General features: G+C 68.2%; 20 protein-coding genes. 6 read left to right on the top strand and 14 right to left on the bottom strand.

The window, feature by feature from the left end:
• Window positions 1-509: 509 nt before the first annotated feature.
• Both ABT340_RS34415 and ABT340_RS34410 read left to right on the top strand, forming a co-directional pair.
• Window positions 510-914, top strand: a complete 405-nt coding sequence (locus ABT340_RS34415) for a carboxymuconolactone decarboxylase family protein (protein WP_352015073.1) — start codon at window positions 510-512, stop codon at window positions 912-914.
• A gap of 232 nt (window positions 915-1146) precedes the next feature.
• Window positions 1147-1701 (top strand): TetR/AcrR family transcriptional regulator, encoded by a 555-nt coding sequence (locus ABT340_RS34410; RefSeq protein WP_352015072.1) that lies wholly within the window; start codon window positions 1147-1149, stop codon window positions 1699-1701.
• Between the two features lie 100 nt (window positions 1702-1801).
• On the opposite strand, the gene ABT340_RS34405 is transcribed toward ABT340_RS34410, so the two are convergent.
• The 9 genes from ABT340_RS34405 to ABT340_RS34365 form a co-directional block, all read right to left on the bottom strand.
• Window positions 1802-3334 carry an MFS transporter gene (locus tag ABT340_RS34405; RefSeq protein WP_352015071.1) on the bottom strand — a complete coding sequence of 511 codons (1533 nt, stop codon included), beginning with the start codon at window positions 3332-3334 and terminating at the stop codon, window positions 1802-1804.
• On the bottom strand, window positions 3331-4359 hold the full coding sequence (locus tag ABT340_RS34400; protein ID WP_352015070.1) for a fatty acid desaturase family protein: 1029 nt from the start codon (window positions 4357-4359) through the stop codon (window positions 3331-3333). The genes ABT340_RS34405 and ABT340_RS34400 overlap by 4 nt, the downstream gene beginning before the upstream one ends.
• Before the next feature lie 547 nt (window positions 4360-4906).
• Window positions 4907-5113, bottom strand: coding sequence for an SDR family oxidoreductase (locus tag ABT340_RS34395; RefSeq protein WP_352015069.1), 207 nt, complete (start codon window positions 5111-5113; stop codon window positions 4907-4909).
• Window positions 5114-6236: 1123 nt separating this feature from the next.
• A complete protein-coding gene (locus tag ABT340_RS34390; RefSeq protein ID WP_352015068.1) occupies window positions 6237-6407 on the bottom strand; it encodes a hypothetical protein in 171 nt (56 codons plus the stop codon).
• 857 nt (window positions 6408-7264) lie between these two features.
• Window positions 7265-7657, bottom strand: coding sequence for an RrF2 family transcriptional regulator (locus tag ABT340_RS34385; RefSeq protein ID WP_352015067.1), 393 nt, complete (start codon window positions 7655-7657; stop codon window positions 7265-7267).
• A gap of 5 nt (window positions 7658-7662) precedes the next feature.
• On the bottom strand, window positions 7663-8553 hold the full coding sequence (locus ABT340_RS34380; protein ID WP_352015066.1) for an ABC transporter permease: 891 nt from the start codon (window positions 8551-8553) through the stop codon (window positions 7663-7665).
• Window positions 8543-9334, bottom strand: a complete 792-nt coding sequence (locus ABT340_RS34375) for an ABC transporter ATP-binding protein (protein ID WP_352015065.1) — start codon at window positions 9332-9334, stop codon at window positions 8543-8545. Before ABT340_RS34375 ends, ABT340_RS34380 begins: the two co-directional genes overlap by 11 nt.
• A 38-nt stretch (window positions 9335-9372) precedes the next feature.
• Complete coding sequence (locus ABT340_RS34370; RefSeq protein WP_352015064.1) at window positions 9373-10449, bottom strand: ABC transporter substrate-binding protein; 1077 nt, start codon at window positions 10447-10449, stop codon at window positions 9373-9375.
• A gap of 319 nt (window positions 10450-10768) precedes the next feature.
• Window positions 10769-12145 (bottom strand): LCP family glycopolymer transferase, encoded by a 1377-nt coding sequence (locus ABT340_RS34365; protein WP_352015063.1) that lies wholly within the window; start codon window positions 12143-12145, stop codon window positions 10769-10771.
• 218 nt (window positions 12146-12363) lie between these two features.
• Between ABT340_RS34365 and ABT340_RS34360 the strand changes: the two genes are divergently transcribed.
• Window positions 12364-13251 carry a hypothetical protein gene (locus ABT340_RS34360; RefSeq protein ID WP_352015062.1) on the top strand — a complete coding sequence of 296 codons (888 nt, stop codon included), beginning with the start codon at window positions 12364-12366 and terminating at the stop codon, window positions 13249-13251.
• Here ABT340_RS34360 and ABT340_RS34355 read toward each other — a convergent pair.
• From ABT340_RS34355 to ABT340_RS34335, 5 genes are read right to left on the bottom strand one after another with little or no spacing between them, the layout of a single operon-like run.
• Complete coding sequence (locus tag ABT340_RS34355) at window positions 13216-14133, bottom strand: NAD-dependent epimerase/dehydratase family protein (protein WP_352015061.1); 918 nt, start codon at window positions 14131-14133, stop codon at window positions 13216-13218. The genes ABT340_RS34360 and ABT340_RS34355 overlap by 36 nt on opposite strands.
• 47 nt (window positions 14134-14180) lie before the next feature.
• On the bottom strand, window positions 14181-15878 hold the full coding sequence (locus ABT340_RS34350) for a class I adenylate-forming enzyme family protein (protein WP_352015060.1): 1698 nt from the start codon (window positions 15876-15878) through the stop codon (window positions 14181-14183).
• Window positions 15875-16996: a cytochrome P450 gene (locus ABT340_RS34345; protein WP_352015059.1), complete on the bottom strand. Its 1122-nt coding sequence runs from the start codon at window positions 16994-16996 to the stop codon at window positions 15875-15877. Before ABT340_RS34345 ends, ABT340_RS34350 begins: the two co-directional genes overlap by 4 nt.
• On the bottom strand, window positions 16993-17724 hold the full coding sequence (locus ABT340_RS34340) for a glycosyltransferase family 2 protein (protein ID WP_352015058.1): 732 nt from the start codon (window positions 17722-17724) through the stop codon (window positions 16993-16995). Before ABT340_RS34340 ends, ABT340_RS34345 begins: the two co-directional genes overlap by 4 nt.
• Window positions 17725-17738: 14 nt before the next feature.
• On the bottom strand, window positions 17739-18698 hold the full coding sequence (locus ABT340_RS34335; protein WP_352015057.1) for a 3-oxoacyl-ACP synthase III family protein: 960 nt from the start codon (window positions 18696-18698) through the stop codon (window positions 17739-17741).
• Between the two features lie 576 nt (window positions 18699-19274).
• Here ABT340_RS34335 and ABT340_RS34330 point away from each other — a divergent pair.
• From ABT340_RS34330 to ABT340_RS34320, 3 genes are read left to right on the top strand one after another with little or no spacing between them, the layout of a single operon-like run.
• Complete coding sequence (locus tag ABT340_RS34330; RefSeq protein ID WP_352015056.1) at window positions 19275-21191, top strand: DUF6571 family protein; 1917 nt, start codon at window positions 19275-19277, stop codon at window positions 21189-21191.
• Window positions 21188-21775, top strand: coding sequence for a hypothetical protein (locus ABT340_RS34325; protein WP_352015055.1), 588 nt, complete (start codon window positions 21188-21190; stop codon window positions 21773-21775). Before ABT340_RS34330 ends, ABT340_RS34325 begins: the two co-directional genes overlap by 4 nt.
• Window positions 21772-22074, top strand: a complete 303-nt coding sequence (locus ABT340_RS34320) for a hypothetical protein (RefSeq protein WP_352015054.1) — start codon at window positions 21772-21774, stop codon at window positions 22072-22074. The genes ABT340_RS34325 and ABT340_RS34320 overlap by 4 nt, the downstream gene beginning before the upstream one ends.
• Window positions 22075-22461: the final 387 nt, after the last annotated feature.

Genomic DNA, 22461 nt, shown 5'->3' with positions numbered 1-22461 from the left:
TCGCCACATAACGTGCGAACAGCGCCGACACGGTCGTCTTCCCACTGCCGCCCTTACCGACGAAAGCCACCCTCACGACGACGATCCAATCTGATTATGAAAATCATTGCAAGGTCTGAGAGTGATAATCATGCCACGCCGGACGGCGGGCGGCGCCGGCAAAAACGAGAACGGCACGAGGAGTTAGGTGATGGCGCGCCTGATACCAGTACTTTCCCTCTGATAAGTCACTTCGTATTTTTTCCTACCTAAATGGGATATATCGGTCAGGGGTTGACGGGTCTCTGTGGTGCGTCGACTCGGGAGAATGTCGCTGATTGCGTAATTAGTGCTACTTTGTGTGGTTTTCGGGGGAAGGGTTTGACTTAGAGCGCGCTCTAACTTCTAGCCTGTTCGATGTGGCGAACAAGGGGTCGCCGAAGCGCCGGACTCTCCCAGGTGAGGGCAGGGGCACGGTCCCGGCGTCACGTAGGGCTTGGGCACGGATCAGGAAGAAGGGGGCAGTTCCCATGGGTGAGAGCACGACCCGCGAGGAGCGCTACGAGCACGGGCTGGCGATGCTCGACGCCGTGGACGGCACGGCCGGCGCGAACGTCATCGAGTCGCTCAAGGACGTCGCCCCGGAGCTCGGTCACCAGATCGTCGCGTGGGGGTTCGGCGAGATCTACTCCCGTCCCGGTCTCGAACCCCGGGACCGGCAGCTCGTCACGCTCGGGATGCTGACCGCGCTCGGCGGCTGCGAGCCGCAGCTCACCGTCCACATCAACGCCGCCCTCAACGTCGGGCTGACGCCGCAGCAGATCATCGAGGCGTTCCTGCAATCGGCGGCCTACTGCGGCTTTCCCCGGGCGCTGAACGCGACGCTCACCGCGAAGAAGGTCTTCGCCGAGCGCGGGCTGCTGCCGGTCGAGTGATACACCCCGCTATTTGTTGATATTTCGGGGTCTGGGGTCGGTCGTGTGGGTCGTCGAAGCGGGAGACGAACCACGAGGCGAATGAGGCGGTGACCACGCCCAGCAGGCCGACCCCGCCCAGCATCAACAGGCCGCCACCGTCCTGCCCGTGCCCGTGCCCGTGCCCGCAGCCGACGCGGGCGGGTCTTCGGCTGTTTGAAACACTTGTTTGCGGCGTTGGTAGGATCATCACGTGGGAGTTCCTGAGGATTTGCTGGCCGCAACCAAGCAGTGCCTGTCCGAGCGCGGATACGCCCGCACGACGGTGCGCGACATCATCGCCGTCTCCGGCAGCAACCTCGCCGCGATCAATTACCACTTCCGCTCCAAGGACGCGCTGCTCACCCAGGCGATGATCGAGGTGACCGGCGAGGCGGTCACGGAGATCCTCAAGGCCTTTCCCGGCGACTCCAAGGAGTGGTTCGAAGCCTTCTGGGGTGAGCTGATCGAGTCCTTCCGCACCAACCCGACCGTCTGGCGGGCCAACGTCGAGACGCTCGCACAGGCCGCTCACCTGCCTGATGTGCGGGCCCGGCTGGCCGAGGGGCAGGCGCTGGCCCAGCGGGAGCTGAGCGCGCGCCTGCCCGGGCACGACGAGGCGGGGGCCCAGGTGCTGCTGACGCTGTTCATCGGGCTGCTGGTGCGGTGGCAGATCGACCCCGACAGCGCCCCGACGGCCCGCGACCTGGCCACCGGCCTCCGCGCGGTCGTCCAGGCGGCGGGAGGCGGAGAAGCGGCACCCGCCTGACCGCTCCAGCCGCCCCACTCCAGGCTCCTCGCCCAGCGTCCCCGTTCTGCGCACCTCGTTCCGGCCCGCCCCGTTCCGCCTGCCGTGGCACGCGGCCTCTTCAGCGCATCGCGTGGCGGCCGGCGTGCTGGTCCTGTGGCGGCGCCGGGGTGCCCTTCGCCTGCCGTACGGCTCGCAGCATGACGGGAGCGAGCACCGCCATCACGCACAACGCGGTGGCCGCGGCGAGCATGGCGTAGTGCTGACCCTGTGTGAAGGCCTCGCGGGCGGCGGCGGCCAGCGAGGTCGCGGCCGGTTCCGGCAGGTGCCGCGCCGACTCCAGGGCGCCGCCGAGGGTGTCCAGCGCCGCTGACGGAGCGCCCGTCTCACCGAGGTGCCCCCGGTAGACGGCGGCGCCGATGCTGCCCAGCAGGGAGATGCCGAGCGCGCCGCCGAACTCGGTGGCCACCTGCGACAGCCCGGCGACCGAGCCCGCGCGCTCCGGCGGAGCGGTGGCGATGATCAGGTCGGAGGAGACCGTCAGGACGAGCGTGACGCCCCCGGCCATCAGCATGATCCCGGCGATCAGCAAACCACTCTGTCCCGTCACGCCCAGCCTGGACAGCAGCATGAACCCACTCGCGCCGACGAGCAGCCCGGCGCAGACCACCAGCCCCGGCCTGACCTTGCGGACCAGCACCGGCGCGAGCCCGGCGGCGAACATCGCCATGCCCGCCGACGGCAGCGCGTACAGTCCGGCGACGAGCGGCCTGGCACCCATGACCATCTGCAAGTACTGCGTCGTGAACAGGCTGGAGCCAACCATCGCGAAGACCCCGAGGGTGTTGGCGCCGATCGAGGCGGTGAAGGCGCGGCTGCCGAACAGGCGCACGTCCAGCATCGGATCGGCCATCGAGCGCTGGTGCCTGACGAAGGCGGCCCCCAGCGTCAGCCCTGCCACGATGGCCAGCACCGGCGCCCAGCCGAGGCCGTCCTGGGCGATGTGCTGGATCCCGTAGATCGTCGGCAGGATGGCGCCCAGCGACAGGGCCACGCCGAGCAGATCGAACCTGCCCGGACGCGGGTCACGCGACTCGGGCAGCAGCAGCGGCGCCAGGATCAGCAGCAGCGCCATGACCGGCAGGTTGACCAGGAACACCGAGCCCCACCAGAAGTGCTCCAGCAACGCGCCCCCCATCAGCGGGCCCAGCATCGCGCCGCCGGCGAACGCGCCGGTCCAGATGGCGATCGCGACGCGGCGCTGGCCGTCATCGTGGAACATGTTGCGAATCAGCGACAGCGTCGAGGGCATCAACGTGGCGCCACCCACCCCGAGCAGGGCACGGGTGACGATCAGCAGGTCGGCACTGGGAGAGAACGCGGCGACCGCGGAGGCGGCCCCGAACGCGGTGGCCCCGGCCATCAGCAGCCGCCGCCGCCCGACCCGGTCACCGAGCGTGCCCATCGGCAGCAGCAGCCCGGCGAGCATGAACGGGTAGATGTCGATGATCCACAGCAGCTGGGAGCCGCTCGGTGCCAGGGAGGCACTGATGAACGGCAGCGCGTACGACAAGACGTGCAGGTCGACGGAGATCAGCAACACCGGCAGGACCAGGACGGCCAGTCCGATCCACTGTTTGCGTCCGGCTTTCATGAGCGGCCCTTCTCTCGGAGCGGAGCACCGGCCTGGTGCAGGTGCCGCAGCGCCTCGGCGTGCGAGGCGACGAAACTGACTTCGTGGTACGGCCGACGCAATCGCCGGCAGTGGGCCTGCACGATGGGTTGCGCCAGGTGCAGGTTGGGGGTGGGCATGCTGGGGAACAGGTGGTGTTCGATCTGGTAGTTGAGCCCGCCCATGGCGAGGTCGATGAACCGGCCGCCGCGTACGTTGCGGGTGGTGAGGACCTGCTTGTGCAGAAAGTCGAGCTTGGCCTCCCCCGTGAGGGTCGGCATGCCCTTGTGACCAGGGGCGAACACGCAGCCCATGTAGACGCCGAACACCCCCTGGTGGACGGCGAAGAAGGCCAGTGCCTTGCCCGGTGACAGGGTCCACGCCAGCCCACCCAGGTAACAGGCGAAGTGCGCGAACAGCAGCGCGCCCTCCAGGACGCGCTGTTTCATCCAGGGCTGCCGCAGTGCCCGCACACCGCCGACGCGCAGGTTGAGCCCTTCGAGCAGGAGCAGCGGGTAGAGGAGGAACGCCTGCCGGCCGCCGATGAGCCGGGCCAGGCCGCGCGCGTTGCGTGCCTGTTCCTGTGACCACACCAGGACGTCGGGTGTGACGTCCGGATCGAGCTCCTCGTGGTTGGGGTTGGCGTGGTGGCGGGTGTGCTTGTTCATCCACCAGCCGTAGCCGAGGCCGATGGCGAGGTTGCCGCCGAGCCGCCCGAGGATCTCGCTCGGGCGGCGATCGGCGAAGACCTGCCGATGAGCCAGATCGTGCAGAACCAGGGCGACCTGAGCGAAGACGATCGCGAAGTAGACGGCCGGCAGGAGCTGGAGCCAGGAGTCGCCCAGCCATAGGAACGCCGCCGTCCCTGCGAGGTAGGCGGCTGTGACGGCGCTGATCCGGATCAGGTAGTAGCGGGGGCGCCGGTCGAGGAGTCCGGCCTGCCGGATGTGTCTGGCCAGGCGACTGAAGTCGCTCGCGGCCGTGGCCGCTGCGGTTGCTTGTGCCATGCCGATGACCATACACATGTTTGAAACATTTGTGCAAAACACCTGTTTGTGACACTTGTTTGGACAGGGTGGCGGAGCGAAAGAACGAGACAAGCTGATCGAAGGACGCGCTGCCGGCCGACGCCATGGTCGAGGCGACCGCCGAGTAGGCCGACAAGCTGCGTCAGGCCATGGTGGGCGAAGTGCCACGTGAGGGGGAGGCAGCAGGCGATCGAGCTCCACCGCCCGGTCTTCGTGGCCGGCATCGAAGCCTTCGCTCAGGCCGAGCGCAGGCCACAGCCGCGCCAAGCACTGGCTGACGCTCAGGAGGCCGCACGCCTGGAACCGACCCACTGGCTCGCCGAAGGGACGTCGTCCCAGCGACGCGGCGGGCGGTCGGCGCCTTCTATCTGACCCTGCTGACGGGACTGATCCTGCAGCGTCTCATCGACCGGAGTGGCGTTGGGCGAGCGCCCGCCACCGTTCCAGTCGAGTGGTTGGCCCGTGTCGGGCCAGTGCGCTTGGCAGAGGTCGATGACCTCGACGCCCAGCCGCCGCGGCGACCATGTCAGGCCTGCCGGGTGGGGTGGACGACCGTCTTAAAGAGGGTGACGTGGGCGGGACGCGAGGCCGTGAAGGCGACCACCTCGGTCACGTCGTCGGGCGAGAGCCACTCGGACGACTCGCGGGCCTGGGCGACCCGGGCGTTGACTCCCTCGTCGGTGACGTGCCCCTGGAGTTCTGCGGCGGTCATGGCGGGCTCGACCACGCTCACCCTGACGCCCTGGGGACCGAGCCCGGCGCGTAGGTGGGGCCTCGTAGACCACCTCCACCCTCCTGGCCTACTCCGGCCACAACTCCGTCGCCTCCCTGGCCCGCTACACCCGCGTCTCACCCGAAGCGCTCGCCCGCCGGCAAGCGGACCGCGACCCCGCGACCCGGCACCGCTGAGCACAGATCACCAGGCCGAAATGTCGCCGAGCGCGGTCAGCGTGGAATCTCCGCACCGCCTACTCAGGGTGATCACGTTCGACGGCTGCCGCCTCAGCGAGGGAGTCCTCCGGTGCCACTCACCGCCCCTTGCCGACATCGGCCTTCTCGATGCCACCCGCGAGGACCCGCCCTGGTCAAGCGTCCACCGAGTGCGCCGCCGCCTCGAACTGCGCTGTCCAGCCTGCGACTGGAACATGCACGCCGAAGTCAGCCCTGCGGGGACGCGATTCTTCGCTCACGACGTCGCCAACCCGGAGTGTTCCTATCGGAGCGAGTCCCAGGCCCACCTCTGCGGAGGTGGTTCATGAGTTTTGCCGGTGACAGGCGTGAGGTCGTGAAACGAGGACGGCCACAGCGCCTTCGTCTGCGCTGGTGGGCGACTACCGATGCGTTCCCGCCGGGATGAGTGTGAGCTGGTCGACATGACACCTCCCCGTCGGAAGAGAGCAGGCGAGCACCTGCGCATGCACCACCTTCGGATTGCTGTAGCCGACCAGCGATGAAGGCCCGAAGGAAATAACGCCATGATCACGATTGACTTAAAAACAACTGTAGTCCCCGAGGGGAATATCCCTTATGTAACCATATGTGCCCATGAGTGCCCAATGGAAATTGGTATATATGGGACATATGGTATAATAATGATTATTAGTACAAAGTGCCTTATTGTCCGGTTTCCCTGAAGATGCGCACCGTTCGTTGATGTACTCGGCTTGTTATCGATGAAGAGGCAACCTCTTCTACGTAGAGTGCTCCAGGGGGCGCTCTGTGTAGTGGCTCGGTTCGCTTATGCGATCTTGGGCATAGAAAAGAGGGCTGCACTGGTTGGCGACCATGGCGTGCAGCCCTCGGTGTGATGGGTGAGGCCCTAGCGCTTTCTCCTGTAGGGGTAGGCGTTAGGGTCCTCAGCCATTAAAGAGGTTCCTCAGAGCTTCCCGGATCTGATCGGCGAGGCCGTCCCTGAGTGCCCGGTGCGCCTCCAGCAGGAGGCGTCCTGTCGCGGCGACGGCGGCGACGATCTTCCACGGTTCCTTCGGATTCTCTCCAATGGTATTGCGCTTGTTACGCCGACCCATCTGTACCTGCCTCTTCTCGGAAGAACGGCCGTCCTCCTGGGGGGAGGTTCGGCCGGGATGGCCTTCGGCCGCCCTAGGTCCGGTCGAAGGCGGAGAAGACCCGACAGGTCTAACTGACTGTAGTACGTCGTAGCGCACCAAAGGTGGCACTTCGGGCTCTCTTCGAGAGAGGGGGATTACCGCGTGGCCAGTTGACTAGCGACTACTAGTGCTAATGGGGGGCGGAGGGCCCTCCCTATCGTTAAAAATGTCTATGGCGTAGCGATTGACCTCGAAGTTGAGGAACCGGCGGAGGAGGGTTTCCGCTTGGGAATGACTATGGTGAGTAGCCGCTTCGGTGTTTTCCGGCCGCCGGGAGCCCGCGGACGGCCGATGACTGTGAGAGCGATCATGAAGTCCCGGCGCCGGTGGGCTGGTTGATCTTCCCGCCGCCTGTGATCCGGCTCGGCTGTTGTCCGTCGGGGTCGACGGTCACGCCGAACCGGACCGGTCCGACTGGCCCCAGCTCACCCACGGGAAGAAGGTGTCGGCGGCCTCGCCCCAGACGGCCGGTCGCCATGCTGGTGGACCTCGAACTCGTCCAGGCCCGACGCCAGGTCACCGCCGCTGCCCGGCGCGTGTCCGGCTCGAACACCCACAGCCGGTATACGGGCCGCTGCCGGACGGCCCTCGGCGCCGTCGCCGATGACCAGGCGCGGGTGATGACCGGCGGCGGCCGGGTTCTTGGCAGACCGACCACTCAGAACCTGAGTTTTGTCCGGTCGGCGTCCCAGCGCGGTCCGTTTCCGCCGTATTCCGGTGGCACCCCTACTTCGGCGTGATCCGGCCCTTCCACCGCCTGGTGGCTCGCGCGGGCGTCAGGGGAGGGCGTCCTTCGCGATATGGGCGAAGGTGATCTCGCTCAACAGCGTCTCCTCGTGCTCCCGCAACGCGCTCCACACGTCGGCCAGGGGCCTGGCCACCCCGGGGTAGTCGGCGCGCGGGGACTGCTCGGGATTGCCCTCCACGACCATGATCACGTCGGCCAGGGTGATCTGCTCGGGGGGCCTGGCCAGCCAGTAACCCCCGTCGGGACCGCGCTGGCTGTTGATGAGCCCGGCCCTGCGCAACTGCAGCAGGATGTTGTCCAGAAACCTCCTCGGGATGTTCTGCGCGACGGCGATCTTCTCTGCGGGGACGGGGCCCGGAGGCGCCGCGGCCAGTTCGGTGACCGCCCGCAGCGCGTACTGGGTTCTGGCGGAGAGCCGCATGTCGGTCAGCTACGCACCTGCTGCAGGCCCCAGCGGCGGCGCAGCGCGTTGTCGCCGGTCTCGAACAGCAGGTCGATGCCGACGCCGATCACCAGGATCACGATCATCGTGGCGAGCAGGCCCGCCGAGTCGGCGAGCTCGCGGTCGTAGTAGAGCCGCTCACCCAGCGAGGACTGGTGGGCGATGATGACCACCAGCTCACCGGCCATCAGCGAACGCCAGGCGAACGCCCAGCCCTGCTTGAGACCGGCCAGGAACGACGGCAGCGACGCGGGCAGGATCACGTACCGGTAGAGCTGCAGGCGCCGGAAGCCCAGCACGTGGCTGGCGCGCAGCAGGATCGGCGGGGTGTAGTCGACACCGGTGATCAGGCCGTTGGCGATGGACGGCGCGGCACCGAGGATGACCACGAAGGTGATCGCGCTCTCGGTCAGCCCGAACAGCAGGATCGCCAGCGGGAACCACGCGATCGACGGCATGGTCTGCAGGCCGGTGATCAGCGAGCCGAAGGCCGCCCTGAGCACCTTGACCCGGGAGACCACGGCGCCGATGACCAGGCCGATGACCACGGAGATCGCGAAGCCGGTGACCGCGCGGCGCATCGTCACCGCGATGGCCTGCCAGTACTCGGGGTCGGTGAACCGCTCGCCCAGCTTGCCGAAGGTCTCGGCCGGGCCCGCGAAGACGTACTCGGGCCACCGGCCGCTCCACACGACGCCCTGCCAGATCGCCAGCACGATGGAGATCGCGAGCAGCATCGGCCAGACGCGGCCCCAGACCCGGGAGGTCAGTCCGCTGCTGGTGCCGCCGCCCAGTTCGAGGGCGTCGAGCCCGGCGAGCTGCCTGGCGTGGACGTCGGAGGGCTGACCGGCGGCGGGTGCCTGGTCAACGGCCATGGCGCAGGACCTCCTGGCGCAGTCGGGCGGTGATGGTCGAGGCCAGCTCGGCCACCTCGGGAGAGTCGGTGAGGCGGGGCCGTTCGATGTCCACCTCGAACTCCTCGGCGACCTTGCCCGGCCTGCTGCTCAGCAGCACGACCCGGTCGCCGAGCCGTACGGCCTCGCGGACGTTGTGGGTGACGAACAGGACGCTGAGGCCGCGCTTCTGCCAGATCCGTTCGAGTTCGTCGTGGAGCAGGTCACGGGTCATCGCGTCCAGCGCGCCGAACGGCTCGTCCATCAGCAGCACGTCCGCCTCCTGGGCGAGCGCGCGGGCGAGGGAGACGCGCTGGCGCATGCCGCCGGACAGCTCGTGCGGGCGCTTGGCGCCGAATCCGCCCAGGTGGACGATGTCCAGGAACTCCGCGGCGCGGTCACGCCGTTCCCGCTTGGCCACTCCCTGCACCCGCAGCGCCATCTCGACGTTGGCGGCGACGGTGAGCCACGGGAACAGCGCGGGCTCCTGGAACATCATCGCGATCTTGCGTCCCCCGACGCTCAGCGTGCCGGCCGTCGGGCTGTCCAGCCCGGCGACCAGGGACAGCAGGGTGCTCTTGCCGCAGCCTGAGGCGCCGAGCAGGCTGACGAACTCACCGGGCGCCACGGAGAGCGAGATGTTGTCGAGAGCCAGCAGCCCGTTCCTGCCCTGGCCGTAGATCTTGGAGACGCCGTCCAGCCGGACCGCGGGCTCGTCGCCCTCGGCCCGGCGGGCGGCCCGCTCCGTGAGCGGAGCTGTCACTGTGCCCTCCTGGGGGACTCGGATCGGGTGGTGGGGACTTACTTGTCGGCTACCTCGGACTGCCCCTGGGCCTTGAGGACCTCGTTGAGGGGCTTGAGGTCGTAGATGCCGGTCAGGTCGACGGGCTCAAGCAGGCCGATCTTGACCGCGTGGTCGGCGCTGGCGACCAGGGAGGAGGCGATCGGGTCGTTGGTGAAGGTGATGTTCTTGAAGGCGCTGTCGATGACCTCGGGCTTGAGCGCCTTGCCGCTCAGCTTCTCCAGCGCGGCGTTGACGGTCTTCGCGGCGTCGGCGGGGTCGGCGTTGATCGCGGCGTTGGCCTCGACGTGCCCTTCGAGGAGCTGCTTGACGACGTCGGGGTGCTGGGCGGCGAACTCCTGGCGGACGATCAGGTGGGTGATCACGAACTGCTTGTTCGGCCAGAGGTCGCGCTCGTCGATGAGGACCTTGCCCTTGCTCTCCTGGATCAGGCGGCTGGCGAAGGGCTCGGGGACCCAGGCGCCGTCGATGTCGCCGGTGGCGAAGGTCTGCAGGGTCTGCGAGTTCTCCTGCGGGACGATGTTGACGTCGCCGCCGCCCTTGGTGTCGGTCTTCAGGCCCTTCTCCTGCAGCCAGTAGCGCAGGGCGACGTCCTGGGTGTTGCCGAGCTGCGGGGTGGCGATCTTCTTGCCCTTGAGGTCGTCGACGCTGTTGATCTCAGGCTTGACGACCAGGAAGACGCCTCCGGAGGCCGCACCGGCGATGATCTTGATGGCCTTGCCCTTGGACTTGGCCCAGGCGTTGATGGCGGGGTTGGGGCCGATGTAGGTGGCGTCGATGGCGCCGGAGAAGACCGCCTCGATCGCGGCCGGGCCGGCGTTGAAGGTGGTGGTCGTGAGCTTGGTGCCGCCCAGGTGCTTGGCGAAGAAGCCCTTCTCGACGCCTACGAGCGCCGTTGAGTGAGTGATGTTCGGGAAGTATCCGAGCCGGACCTCCGCGAGCTTGCCTCCGCCACTGCTGGAGCCCCCGCTTCCAGACGTCCCTGTCGTTCCCGAGCTCCCGCAGGCCGCGGCCAAGGTCGTGAGCGCCAGTACGGCGAGTGCCGCCACCACCCCGCGTGCCCCGCGAGCTTTCATGACTACTCCCTAATTCCTACTTAATAAGTCGGTTAGGTGTATATAAGGGTTCGGCGGGGGTTTGTGTCAAGCCGATCACCTGAAGGGGTGGGCACTGTTACCGCTTCGTGTTCTTGTGTGTGGGTTCGGTGACGCTCTGTGGGGCCCATGGGGCGCATGTTCACCATTGGTGCTGATGAGGCTCCTGTGACCTGGATATCCGGTTCCCTGAGCCCGAACGGGGTGGGTTCACCGCATCTGTGTCGCGTTCCCCGCGTTCGTTACACCGCCTGCCACGGAGAGTCCTGGAACGGGTTCCGGTACGGCAGGGCCCGGGAGGTCAGCCGCAGACGGCGTCGAGAGTGGCCGGGCCGTCGCCGGTGTGCCGCTGGGCGGTCCTCTTCGGTCCTGAGGCCGTGGTGGCCGAGGACTCCTCGGGCCGGGCGAGAATGGCGGCGATCTTGTGCTTGATCAGGCGGTAGTCGGGGTCGCCCGTGTCGATCAGCGGCGGGACGAACTGGAAGCTCCTGATCTTCGAATCCTTCACCTTCTCGGACAGCTCGATCAGGTTCGGCAGCAGCTCACGCGGGATGTCGGTCGAGACGGCGTGCGCGGTCGCGTCGGCCAGCCTCTCGAAGCTCCTGAGCACCGTCACCGGGTCCGCCTGCTTGGTGACGGCGTTCATCAGGCACTTCTGCCTGCCCATCCGGACGTAGTCGTCGCCGTAGGTGCGGGACCTGCCGAACCAGAGGGCCTCCTCGCCGGACAGCCTGCGGGTTCCGGCCGGGATCAGGCCCTCGTTCTGCCTGCCGTACACGATGGGGTCCTTGATGGTGACCTTCACCCCGCCCATCGCGTCGATGATCTTCGCGAAGCCGAACATGTCGACCATCGCGTAGTTGGTCACGTCGAGGCCGGTGAAGTCGCTGATCGTCTGCTTCAACAACGCCGGGCCGCGCTTGCCCGCGGGGACCCCGGGGACCATGTCGGGGTGCTCCTCGGCGTACTGGAAGACCTCGTTGAGCAGGCCGGGGGAGTACGGCGGCTCGCCCCCGAAGCCGAAGGGGAAGTGCTCACGCGGCGGCCCCTCGGGCATCGGGACGTGCTCCAGGTTCCTGGGCAGGCCGAACAGCACGGTCGAACCGGTCCGGGTGTCGATGCTGGCCACGGTCATGCTGTCGGTGCGCACCCCGGTCCGGTTGGCCGCGGCGTCCGCCCCGATCAGCAGGATGTTGAGCCGTTCACGACCCTTCCACGGATCGACCGGGATCGGGGTGGCGCTCTCGGTGAAGACCGAGGTCACGACCTCCTGGGAGATGTAGGCGAGCCGGGCCGCGTAGGCCATGGGCGCGACCACCAGCGCGCACAGCCCCCCGACGGCCAGGGCCGACAGGTAACGGGCGGGGCCGGACAGCGTCTCCGGTCGCACCAGCCGGTAGGACCGGACGACCACGGCGACCGTGGCGACGGCGAACAGGATCGCGCCCAGCGTGAGGACCCACAGCCAGCCGGGCTGCACGATCAGGGAGAGGACCTCGGGCCTGCCCGTGACGAGGGCGGAGGCGACCGTCCCGACGACGGTCAGGTACGTCCCCATCAGCAGCGCGCCCGTCACACGCCTTCCGGTCCACAGATGCGCCAGGCCCCACAGCACGGCGGAGCCCAGGGTGAGAGCCAGACCCCGTCCGATTCCCGAGTGATCCCTGTTACCTGCCATCTGGTCGACATCTCCCGTCCCTCTGGCCCCCCGTGTCCGCAGGTTAGTGATGGTTTTCGAGTGAATGGCCTATGTACCCCCGCGACGCGCTGAGAAGCCTGAGTCAAGATTCGGTGCGCGCATTCCCGCTGGTTGCCGTGGTTTGCGGGTCTTCCAAATCGCGGTCAAAAACGGTTCCCCGCGGGATCTCCCGGGCGAGAAAGGGGATTCCCGGTTATGTGCGAAGGACGATCAGCGCGGTCCTCGTCGTGCTCGGCTGTGTCTGCGCGCCGCTCGCCCTCGTCGGCTTCTGGATGGCGGACCGGGCCGTCGGAACCGGACGCTACGTCGAGACGGTGGACCCGCTCGCCGAGAACTCCACGATCCAGGACGACGTCGCCGACCGGGTCACCGCCGCGATCGCCGAGCCGATGCGGGAACTGGACACCTCGGTGCCCGACCACACCGCCCGGATGGCGGTGGACAAGGTCGTCACGGGTGACCGGTTCCCCGAGATCTGGAGGTGGGCCAACCAGGTGGCGCACCGGCGCATGTCCGGCGACCCACAGGGCGGCAACCTCGTCCTCGACCTCACCCCCGTCTACGAGATGGCCAAGGGCGAACTGGAGCACGAGGGCGTCCCGGCCGCCACGCGCCTGCCCGCGCTGCACCCGGAGATCGAGCTGCTCTCCGCGACCGACCTGGTCAGGGTCGTGACGGTACGGGACATCCTGGTCCCCTGGAGATGGGCGACGCTGAGCCTGTCGATCGTCCTGCTCGCGGTGGGCACGGCACTGGCCGGGGACCGGCTGTGCGCGCTGGTCGGCGTCGGGCTCGGGCTGGCCGGCGGCATGACGGTGCTGGCCGTACTGCTGGTCGTGGTCCGGGACACCGCCCTGTCCGACGTCACGGACGACGGCGCGCAGGGGCGGGTCTTCGTCACGGTCTTCGACGCGCTGACGAGGTCGTTGTGGACCGGGCTACGTGTGCTCTTCGCCGTCGGCCTGGTCGTCGCGGCCGTCGCGTTCGCCGTCAGGCACGTCCGGTCCTCACCAGCTGGCGGCGCCCGTCCACCGGGTGGCGGCTCCGGTTCACCAGGTGGCGGCGCCCGTGAAGGACGTGGCTGAGGGGCGGTAGCCGAGCCTGGTCCTGGCCGCGGTGATGTCCAGGGTCCGTTCGACGGCCAGGTGACCGACGGCGTATCGGGTGAGCCGTGGCGGACGCTGACGCCGCAGCATCCGGAACACCGCCTCGGCCATCGCGGCGGCGGGCTCGGCGAGCGCCAGGGGCAGATAGTACGGCTCGGCGTCGATACCGAGCTCCGCGATGAGCTCCCGCAGCGCCTCGTCGAGGACCACGGGCTCGGCGTCGGTCACGTTGAAGACGCCGTACTTCACCGGACCCGCCGCCGCCCGTAAGCACGCCTGGACCAGGTTGCCGACCGAGGTCAGGCTGATCCGCTGGCGCCCGTCCCCGACGGCCAGGAGCCTGCGTCCCCGGACCGCTCCAAGAACGCGGGGCAGCAACGTGGTGTCGCCCCTGCCGTAGATCGCGTGCGGCCGCAGGATCACCGCCGTGTCCAGTGCCCGTTCCGCGGCGGCCTTCGAGGCGCCGTAGGCGTTGGCGTACCGGCGGATCGGGGCCGCGTCCTCGGTGGCCATGACGGTCGGCTTGAACGGGTCGTAGACGCTGGCCGTACTCACGTGCACGAACCTGGCCTGGGGAAAGGCGGCGGCGGCGTTGCGGGTGCCGTCCACGTTGGCCGCCCAGATCGCCGGGGACGCGCCCCAGTCGGTGACGCTTCCCGCGCAGTGGATCACCGCGTCCACCTCGGGCAGCGGCGGACGGGCCCCCAGGAGGTCCCACGAGGTGTACGGCGCGCCGCCCACGTGCTCGGGATCGACGCGGGGGCGTCTGCCGAAGGCCCACACCTGCCAGCCCTCGTCCACGGCGCCCCGGCAGACCGCTCCGCCAACGAACCCGGAGGCCCCCGTGACCCCGATCCTCATCGGATCACCCCTTTCGGCAGTTGCTCAGGCGCGTTCACGGGCGGCGTTCACGGGCGGCGGGCCACCAGTTCGCGAAGGGCCGCGCGGTCGAGTTTGTCAGCACGACCCGAGCGGGGGAAGGCATCGATTGTCTCGATACGGGTGGGTATGGCGAGGGCGTCGACGATCTCGGGAAGCGCCTTCCTGAGCAGGGTCTCGTCGTACCCCTCGGCGGGGACGACGGCGAGCACGACCTCCTCGTCACCGGTCTCCGCGTCGGCGATCCCGACGACGGCCGCCTCGGCGACCCCCGGCAGCGCGGCGATCGCGGGTTCGTACAGGCCGGGGTAGATGTTCACCCCGTCCCGCAGGATCATGTCCTTCTTCCTGCCGAGCAGGACCAGCCTGCCGTCCTCGACACGGGCCAGGTCGCCGGTCGCGATCTCGGTGAGCGGCTCCTCCCCGAGGTAGCGCTGGGCCAGGTGCGGTCCGGAGACGAACAGCTCTCCGTCGTCGGCGATCCGCACGCCGACCCCGGGCAGCGGCGCGCCCAGGAGGTCGCCCCCCGAGTGGGCCAGCTTCTCCTCGGCCGAGGCGATCGCGATCGGCAGCGCCTCGGTCATCGCGTAGACCGAGAGCACCCGCGGCCCGGACTCGACGGCCCTGCGCAGCACGCCCGCGGGTGCGGGGGCCGCGCCGAGCAGCAGGTAGCGCAGGGTCTCCGGCAGCCTCGGCGTACGGCGCAGCAACCTGTCCAGGTGGACGGGGACGGCGAAGGTGTGGGTGGCCCTCCTGGCGGCGAGCTCCTCGGCGAGGTCGCCGCCCCCGGGGAGCGACCAGGTCGCCCCGGCGAGCAGCGCGGGCAGCCCCAGCATCAACTGGTCGGTGTGCACGACGTCGCCGGGGCCGAGGGGGAAGGCCTCACGGAACAGCTCAAGGCCGGCCGCCAGGGACCCCCGGGTGTGGACCACGCCCCGGGGACGCGCGGTCGTTCCCGAGGTGAAGATCACCGCCGCAGGCTGATCTGGTGAAATTTCGGATATGTCTGGCGCGGTAGCGCCGGACATATCCGGCTGGGGGGTTCGCGGAAGGTCACGGCCTTCTTCCCCCGCCCGGTTCTCCGCCTGTCCTCCGGTCAGCTGCTCGGAACGGCCTTCATGCTGTTCACCGGTCTGTTCGCCACCCGCTTCCCCAGGACGGCGGGACCCGGCCGTGCCGGGCTCGGCCTGGGAACCGGTTCCGGCCTTCACGGGCTCCGCCCGGTCCTCGGGAACGGTCCCCCGTAGAACGCGTGACAGGCTCAGGGCGCCCCTGGGCACACCGGGCAGCCAGGGCCCCGTGTGCAGGTGCCGTACGGCGTGGCCGGGAAGCGGGTCGCGCAGGTTCGGCAGCAGCAGGCCCCGGCGGCGGGCCAGACTCCGCAGCGGCCCGCTCAGGGTGTAGAGGACGGACTCGGCGACCACCCACCCGGGGCGGGTCGCGGTCATCCGGGCGGCGAGCACGTCGGGGGCGAGCCCGGGGTCGGCCAGCACGAGCGTCCCGCCCGCCGCGACCGAGCCGAGCGCCAGCACCACGGCGTCGACGCCGGGCCGTACCGCGAACAGCACGCCCCGCCCCGGCGCGGTCCCGGTCATCGCGGCGCGCACGGCCTCGACCCTGCGGGCCAGCTCGCCGTAGGTGATCTCCCGCCCGCGCCCGTCGATGAGGGCGGTCCGGTACGGCTCCCGCCGGGCGGTCTCCAGGATCCCGGTGATGATGTCGTTCATGCCGCCTTGATCCACAGATGTTCGTAGGTGGGGATGAGGACCCCCCTGGCCGCGCGCCGCCGTACGACACGGACGTCGTGGGAGAGCAGGACCGAGGCCACCGCCCTGATCTCGGCCAGGGCGAGCGGGTAGCCGATGCAGAAGTGCGCCCCCGCGCCGAACCAGATCCGCCGCAGCTCCGGAGGATGTCTCCTGGACGGGTCGAAGGGGCCGTAGGAACGGGCGCAGTTGTGCGTCACGATCACCACCCGGTCGCCGGGCCGTACGGCCAGCCGCCCGACCCTGGCCGGTTCACCGACCGAGCGCAGCATCACCGGGGTCGGGGTGGTGACCCGCATGGCCTCGTCGATCACCCGGTCCAGGTCGTCCACCCGGGTGCCGTGGTCGTGCAGCAGCGCGACCAGCCGGGGGACGAAGGTCGCGACCGTCTCCGTCCCGGTCAGGAAGAACGCGCCCGCCGCCCCCCTCGCCTCGGCGGCCGACAGCCCCTGAGCCCGCATCCTGCCCATGACCGTGGACTCGTCCCCGGCCTCGTAGGCGGCCTGCGCGATGTCCCCGATCCGGTCGAGCACGCCTCTGGCGATCGCCACCTGCCGTTCGTTCAGCCGCCGGGAGCGCAGCGAGACCATCGAGACGACCCGCTCCCCCTCGGCGAACAGCTCCCTGGCCCTGGCCGCCGAGACCTCGCCGAGGCCGATCACCCGGCAGATCACCGCCCCGGCCATCGTCCGCATGACGTCGACCAGGTCGACCGTCTCACCCCGTCCGAGCCGCGCGGACAGGTCGTCGAGCGGCTCCCGGAGCACGTCGGCGACCAGCTCCGAGACGTACCCGGGGGTGAACAGCGGCATCAGCTTCCTGCGCAGCGCCGCGTGCCCGAGACCCTCCATGTTCAGCAGCACCGAGGGGCCGAGCACCGGCGTCCACAGCTCACCGGGGGAGCCGGGGCCGTCCTTGCGGAAACGCCCGTCGGTCAGCACGGCCCGCGCCGTGGCGGTGTCGTTGACCACCACCCCGAGACCGGGGACGCGGACCACGGGACCCAGCCGGGCCAGCAGTCGCACCAGCGGATAGGCGAAGGGGTGGGCGGCCAGGTGGAGCCTGGTCTCGTGGTTCACCGGATGTCGACCACGTCGGGGCGGTAGCGGTGGTCGGCGTACCACGCCAGGGTCCCGGCCAGGCCGTAGGCGCGCAGGCGGCGCACCGAGCCGTAGACGACCACGTCGCGGCGGGAGCCGTACGCGGAGGTGATCCTGCGGACCTGGTTGACCAGGGCGCGGTCCTCGTGGACCTCCTCGATCGCGGTCCTGGGGAAGCCGCCCGCCCGCTCGTACAGCGATGCCGTGATGGCCATCGCGCAGCCCGGCATCATCACGTAGGGGCCGAGGTACTCCGGCGACCGGTTGCCCGGCCTGAAACGGCCGAACGTCGCGGCCACGTCGACCACGAACGGGATGAACCGCCGCTCCCAGAACTTCAGCGGGAACTCGTCGGTCCTGGGCAGCAGCCTGCCCCCGACCATTTCGAGCCCGTCGTCGAAGGCGCGCCTGACGCCGCGCACCCAGTCGGCGCGGGGCAGGCAGTCGGCGTCGGTCCTGGCGATGTGGGTGGCGCCGTTGGCGATGGCGTGCCGTACCCCGGTGTCGGAGGCGGCGCCGGTGCCCTTCTGCCGTTCGGTGATCACCCGGACGCCGTGCCGTTCGACGATCTCGGCGGTTCCGTCGGTGCTGGCGTTGTCCACCACGACGAGCGTGAAGTCACGGTCGTCCTGCGCGTCGAGCGCCCTGAGCGTCGCCTCGATGCCCCGCGCCTCGTTGTAGGCCGGGACGACCACCCACAGGTTCATCGCGTCAGGTTCTTTCACATCTCCGCCAGCATCACGCCGGTGCTGATTCCGCCGCCCAGGCCGAGCAGCGCCACCATGTCTCCCGGTCGCCAGTCGCCCAGCGCGAGCTGCAACGGCAGGGTGGTCGAGGCGCAGTTGCCGTGCTCGGGGAGGCTGACCACGAGCCTGTCCCGGGGGATGCCGAGCGTGGCCGCCAGATGGTCCAGGTACGGCAGCGCGACCTGGTGCACCGCGACGAGGGCGAAGTCCTCCCAGCCCAGGCCGGTGCGTTTGAGCGCGTTGAGGAAGACGTCAGGACCGGCCAGCTCGAACGCCTCCTTCAGACGCCGCCCGTCACCGCGGAAGTAGGAGTACTCGGGGTCGCGCGGATGCGCGGAGCCGCCGCCGGGCAGCGTGCCGATCGCCCACGCGGTCGAGTCGGCGGTGAAGTCGCGGTAGAAGATGCCGCGCTCGTCGTCCGCGCTCAGCATCACGGCGCTCCCGGTGTCCGACAGCGTGTATCCGGCGAAGGACTCGGCGAACTGGGCGTGGTCGCGCACCCGCCAGCGGACCGCCCGCGAGGGGACCTCGCCCGAGCAGACCAGCACCCTGCGGTGCGCCCCGGTCAGGATCAGCGCCTCGGCCACCTGGATGCCGTTCAGCACGCTGTTGCAGGCGTTCTTGACGTCGAAGACCGGGCACGAGAGCCCGAGCTTGGCGGCCACGATGTGCGCGGTCGCGGGCTCGACCATGTCCTGCGAGGCGGAGGCGAAGATCAACAGATCGACGTCGGTGTGGTCGAGCCTCCTCACGGCCTCGACGGCCAGGTCGGAGGCCTGTTGGCCGTCCTCCGCGACGTGACGTGACCGGATGCCGGTCATCCGTTCGATGACACCTCGGTGGGGGACGTATCCCTCGATCCGTCGCTCGACCTCCGCGCTGGACATGGTCCGTGGCGGCAGATACGTCGCGACGCCCGTGATCCGGGCCTTCATGCTCCCCCTAGGTGGTGTCACCTCTTCCTCATATCGGGGCAATGTACCGAAAATATGGGTAATTGTCCTGGTCAGCTCGGGGCGGGGGGCCGCCGGCCGGGTGGGTGAGGGACGGACCGAAACCCTCAAGATCGTGGTGAGGGTGCCCGGCGGGGTGGGTTTCGGCCCTCTGGAAATCATGGACTCGGCTGGTGGAAATCCCTCCCGTGGTGGGTTGGGTGTTTTACGGAGTGATGTCTTGATTTATCGGAGTATGTGGTAGGGATTCTGTGATTTTCCCTGACTTCACAGGGCGGTGGCAGACGTGCTCCATATTGCGGAGATCTTTACTTGAAAGTGGATGGAAAATAATCTTGTTGCCGTAGTCGCCGTATTCTGCCGACCGCGTTGGAGCCCTCCCCTCTCATGGCTCATCCATATCCCACGCCCTCGCCGTTGCCGACGGTCTCGGCGCCGCCTCGGCCGTCCACCGGTCAGCAGGCCGGGGAGTCCCAGGCGAAAGCCGCCGCTCCCGTGCCCATGCCGCATCCGGCCCCGGGCGTCAACGGTGAGTACTCGGGAATCGACCCCGCCTCGATGGACGACTTCGAACGGGGACTCGGCAGGGCACAGGACACCCTCGGCAGGAACGAGCCCCGCATTCGCAGCGCCCTGCAGAAACTCGACCTGGACACCTCGGGCCTGAACGCCCTGCGCGAGATACGGAGCTGGATCGAGACCAGCCGCCCCGACCTGCGTCGCCGCAGCGAGACGATCCGCGCAGAACGCACCGCCTGGGGAACGGCCTCCTCCCTCGACACGACCCCTTTCGGCCTGCCCACCTTCGACGAGAAGCTGTACGGCAAGGCCGCCCACGACCCCGACGTCTACGCCGCCACCCTCAAACTGACCGAGGCCGCGCAGAAGGGCGAGGCCGACGACAGGACCCTGGCGGAGCTGGAGAAACGCACCGGCGACAAGACATTCGCCCTCGGCCTGATGACCACCCTCGGCGCCACGGGGTTCCGCGAGCTGATGGCGAAGGCGGTGGAACAGGGCGACAGCAAGAAGGCGAAACGTCTGCAGGCCGCCCTCGGCAAGACCCTGGGAACGGCGAGCCCGAAGCTGAGCAACGCCTGGCGTGACGAACTCACGTCCAATCTCACTCCTGGGTGGCAGGAGCGGGAGTACCACGCGATCACGCTGGCTCTCAAGAACGGGACCTTCGCCGCTCCCTTTCTACTGGCGGTCGCGAAGAAGGTTGACGCCTGGGACCGTACGCCGTATCCGCCGGGTACGAATTCGAACGTCATGGTGCCGCTGATGGAAGCCCTCAGCCGTAACCCCGCAGTGGCCCAGGACTTCTTCGCGAGCGATCCGACCGCGCTCAAGCACTTCCTGACGGAGTGGAGCATGACTGACGGAGGCGAGGCACTGGGCAAGGCACTGGAGGCCGCGACGCTCACCTTCCGCGACCACGACGGTTCCCCGGAACATCCGTCACGGGGCTACCTGTCGGCCAAACTCGCCTCGGAGTTCGTCCACCTGAGGGCTCAGCAGATCAAGTCCGGTGATTCCATAGGGGAATTCCTGAAGCCTGTCACAGTTGGCCGCATCCTCGCCGGATACATCAGCGACATCAACAGTGTCGCTCAGACGGGACGCGATGTCATTGTGGACGGGGTCCGGGACGCGGATAAACCCGGTACAGCCGGCCGCGAACCATGGGGGGCGCAGTTCGGTAAGAAAGAACTGCAAAGTGTGATGAGGGAGGCGTTTGCTGACCCCAAAGCGCTTGCTCCTGTTCTGGCTGCTCAAACGAGATTCACCGACTGGGTTCTCGACCATGATGCGATGAGGATCGCCAAAGGGCAGGGTGACGAAACTCTTCGAGCGAACGCCAAGCAGATCGGTGCGACCTTCGGAATGATCACTGATGCCGCAGGGCTGGCTAAAGTCGAGGAGGGGAAGGAGTTGGACGATAAACAGGCGCGGAATATGAAGCTGCTCACGGGAGCGGTGAATACCGCACTCGCGATTCCTCAGACGCCAGGATGGCCGATCGCGGCTGGAGTCGTCGGGGCGTGGACAGGGTTCATCGAAGACAGGGTCAAGGGGGATTCGGAGACCAGGGCGCGCGAAGACGCCAACACCGCAGTTGATCAGTCTCGGCGCCTCGTGCATGACCTCGCCGCTCGCGCGATGCTCAAACATGGCGTGTTCGGCTCGGCCAAGCCCGCTGCGGCCGCTCACCCGTGGGCATCGCTGGAGGGGCTCAAAAAAGGAGATGATCCTGTTGACAACCCTAACAACTTCCTTAAAAGTGACGGTCGAACACTTATGAGCATGGATGAGATGATTGATAAAAACGCCAAAAACAACACCGACAAATATCGGCGAGTCGAGGCGTATGATCGATGGTTGTACGAGGGGCTGGCGGGGCGAAAGTGGCTGGACATAGAGGATCGCCTTGATCAAGGATTTTCCAATGGCTTTGCCCAGTACGGATCATGAAGCGGTCGCCGTTCGTCTTGGTGGCGGTGCTGATGTGCGCCCTGGTTTCCTCAACCGCCTGCCAGGTTTCCAGTAGGGAATTTGATCGTTCCCCACTTCCGGAGGCCGCTGCGCCGCCATATCTGTGTGGGCATATCCCGCAGAGGGCGGTCGAGTTGATGACCGGCGTGAGTAATCCGCTGGTGCGTGGTCATTTTGACCTAAGTTATCCGAAAGATCTCGACGATGGAAGTTGTGCGATTTATCAGCGAGACGGTGATCAACTTGAGGTGCTGCAGATCGACCTTACGCCGGGAGGCTACACGGAGAGAATCGAGGAACAGCTGAAGGCGGGTGCCCTGCCCCTGCCGGAAATCGTTCCCGGAGCCATCGGCTACTACTTCAAACCTGCCGACGGTGAGGACGGGGAAGCGTACGCCATGCTCGTGCGTGGCAAGGCGGAGCTCAACATCCAGCTGGAAAGAGGCGTCGCAGGGCGTGACAACGCCGCTGATGTGCTGGCGTTGATGAAGTTGATCGCGCCGAGGCTCATCACCGATGCCGGTGCCCCGTCCGCGAGTCCCTCCTCGAAGAGAAGCTCATGACCAGGTTGGTGCCCAATCCGCTTCATGCCGCGTTGGAGGACGCGCTGCGGACGATCGAACCGTTGGTCCAGGAGGTCGAGAGCGGTTTCGAGACGCCGTTTCAGGAGTTCCACTCCGGCGGAGTGTGGACGGGCCCGGCGGCGAAGCGTTTCGACGAGCAGCTCGTCGGTCACCGTACGCGCCTTCGGGGGGCGGCGGACAGGATCCTGGCTGATCTGCGGCAGACGCTGGCCCGCACGCCGCGTCAGGTGTCCGAGGAGGAGGCCACGGCGATCAGGAAACGGTACGGCCTGCCCTGACAACCGGGCGGAAGCCTCAGCGGCCGGAGACATCGAACCCGGAAACGCGGGGGCCGGGAAACGTCACGATCGAGGTCGGCCAGGTGGGCGAGGGGCGGACTGAAATCCTCAAGATCGTGGTGGAGGTGGTTTCGGCCTTCCGGAAACCGGGGGACGCCCGGCGTGCGGTCCGCTGGGTGTCATGAGGTCCGGTGGCCGCGCCGGGGGCCTGCGGCCGTACCCGCTCGTGCCCGGCTCGTCGCTCCGCGGGTACCGATTTCACATGAACGCCGAATTTTGTGAACCGAAGACCGGTGGGTGAAGGGCGTTTCCACGCCACCGCCCGAGGGGCGAAAAGCACCCTCGGGCGGTGCGCCAGGCATAAACGTCAGCGGTTCACGGCGCAGG

The organism is Streptosporangium sp. NPDC000239, from assembly GCF_040300765.1.
Taxonomy (GTDB): Bacteria; Actinomycetota; Actinomycetes; order Streptosporangiales; family Streptosporangiaceae; genus Streptosporangium.
Note: the sequence above shows the minus strand (reverse complement) of the source record. Positions and strands in the feature narration are given on the sequence as shown.

What these genes read in the sequence shown, in the direction of transcription:
- ABT340_RS34415 (WP_352015073.1), top strand. Translation starts at nt 510, where the DNA reads ATGGGTGAGAGCACGACCCGCGAGGAGCGCTACGAGCACGGGCTGGCG.
- ABT340_RS34405 (WP_352015071.1), bottom strand. Translation starts at nt 3,334, where the DNA reads ATGAAAGCCGGACGCAAACAGTGGATCGGACTGGCCGTCCTGGTCCTG.
- ABT340_RS34400 (WP_352015070.1), bottom strand. Translation starts at nt 4,359, where the DNA reads ATGGCACAAGCAACCGCAGCGGCCACGGCCGCGAGCGACTTCAGTCGC.
- ABT340_RS34390 (WP_352015068.1), bottom strand. Translation starts at nt 6,407, where the DNA reads ATGGGTCGGCGTAACAAGCGCAATACCATTGGAGAGAATCCGAAGGAA.
- ABT340_RS34385 (WP_352015067.1), bottom strand. Translation starts at nt 7,657, where the DNA reads ATGCGGCTCTCCGCCAGAACCCAGTACGCGCTGCGGGCGGTCACCGAA.
- ABT340_RS34380 (WP_352015066.1), bottom strand. Translation starts at nt 8,553, where the DNA reads ATGGCCGTTGACCAGGCACCCGCCGCCGGTCAGCCCTCCGACGTCCAC.
- ABT340_RS34370 (WP_352015064.1), bottom strand. Translation starts at nt 10,449, where the DNA reads ATGAAAGCTCGCGGGGCACGCGGGGTGGTGGCGGCACTCGCCGTACTG.
- ABT340_RS34365 (WP_352015063.1), bottom strand. Translation starts at nt 12,145, where the DNA reads ATGGCAGGTAACAGGGATCACTCGGGAATCGGACGGGGTCTGGCTCTC.
- ABT340_RS34355 (WP_352015061.1), bottom strand. Translation starts at nt 14,133, where the DNA reads ATGAGGATCGGGGTCACGGGGGCCTCCGGGTTCGTTGGCGGAGCGGTC.
- ABT340_RS34350 (WP_352015060.1), bottom strand. Translation starts at nt 15,878, where the DNA reads ATGAACGACATCATCACCGGGATCCTGGAGACCGCCCGGCGGGAGCCG.
- ABT340_RS34340 (WP_352015058.1), bottom strand. Translation starts at nt 17,724, where the DNA reads ATGAACCTGTGGGTGGTCGTCCCGGCCTACAACGAGGCGCGGGGCATC.
- ABT340_RS34335 (WP_352015057.1), bottom strand. Translation starts at nt 18,698, where the DNA reads ATGAAGGCCCGGATCACGGGCGTCGCGACGTATCTGCCGCCACGGACC.
- ABT340_RS34330 (WP_352015056.1), top strand. Translation starts at nt 19,275, where the DNA reads ATGGACGACTTCGAACGGGGACTCGGCAGGGCACAGGACACCCTCGGC.
- ABT340_RS34325 (WP_352015055.1), top strand. Translation starts at nt 21,188, where the DNA reads ATGAAGCGGTCGCCGTTCGTCTTGGTGGCGGTGCTGATGTGCGCCCTG.
- ABT340_RS34320 (WP_352015054.1), top strand. Translation starts at nt 21,772, where the DNA reads ATGACCAGGTTGGTGCCCAATCCGCTTCATGCCGCGTTGGAGGACGCG.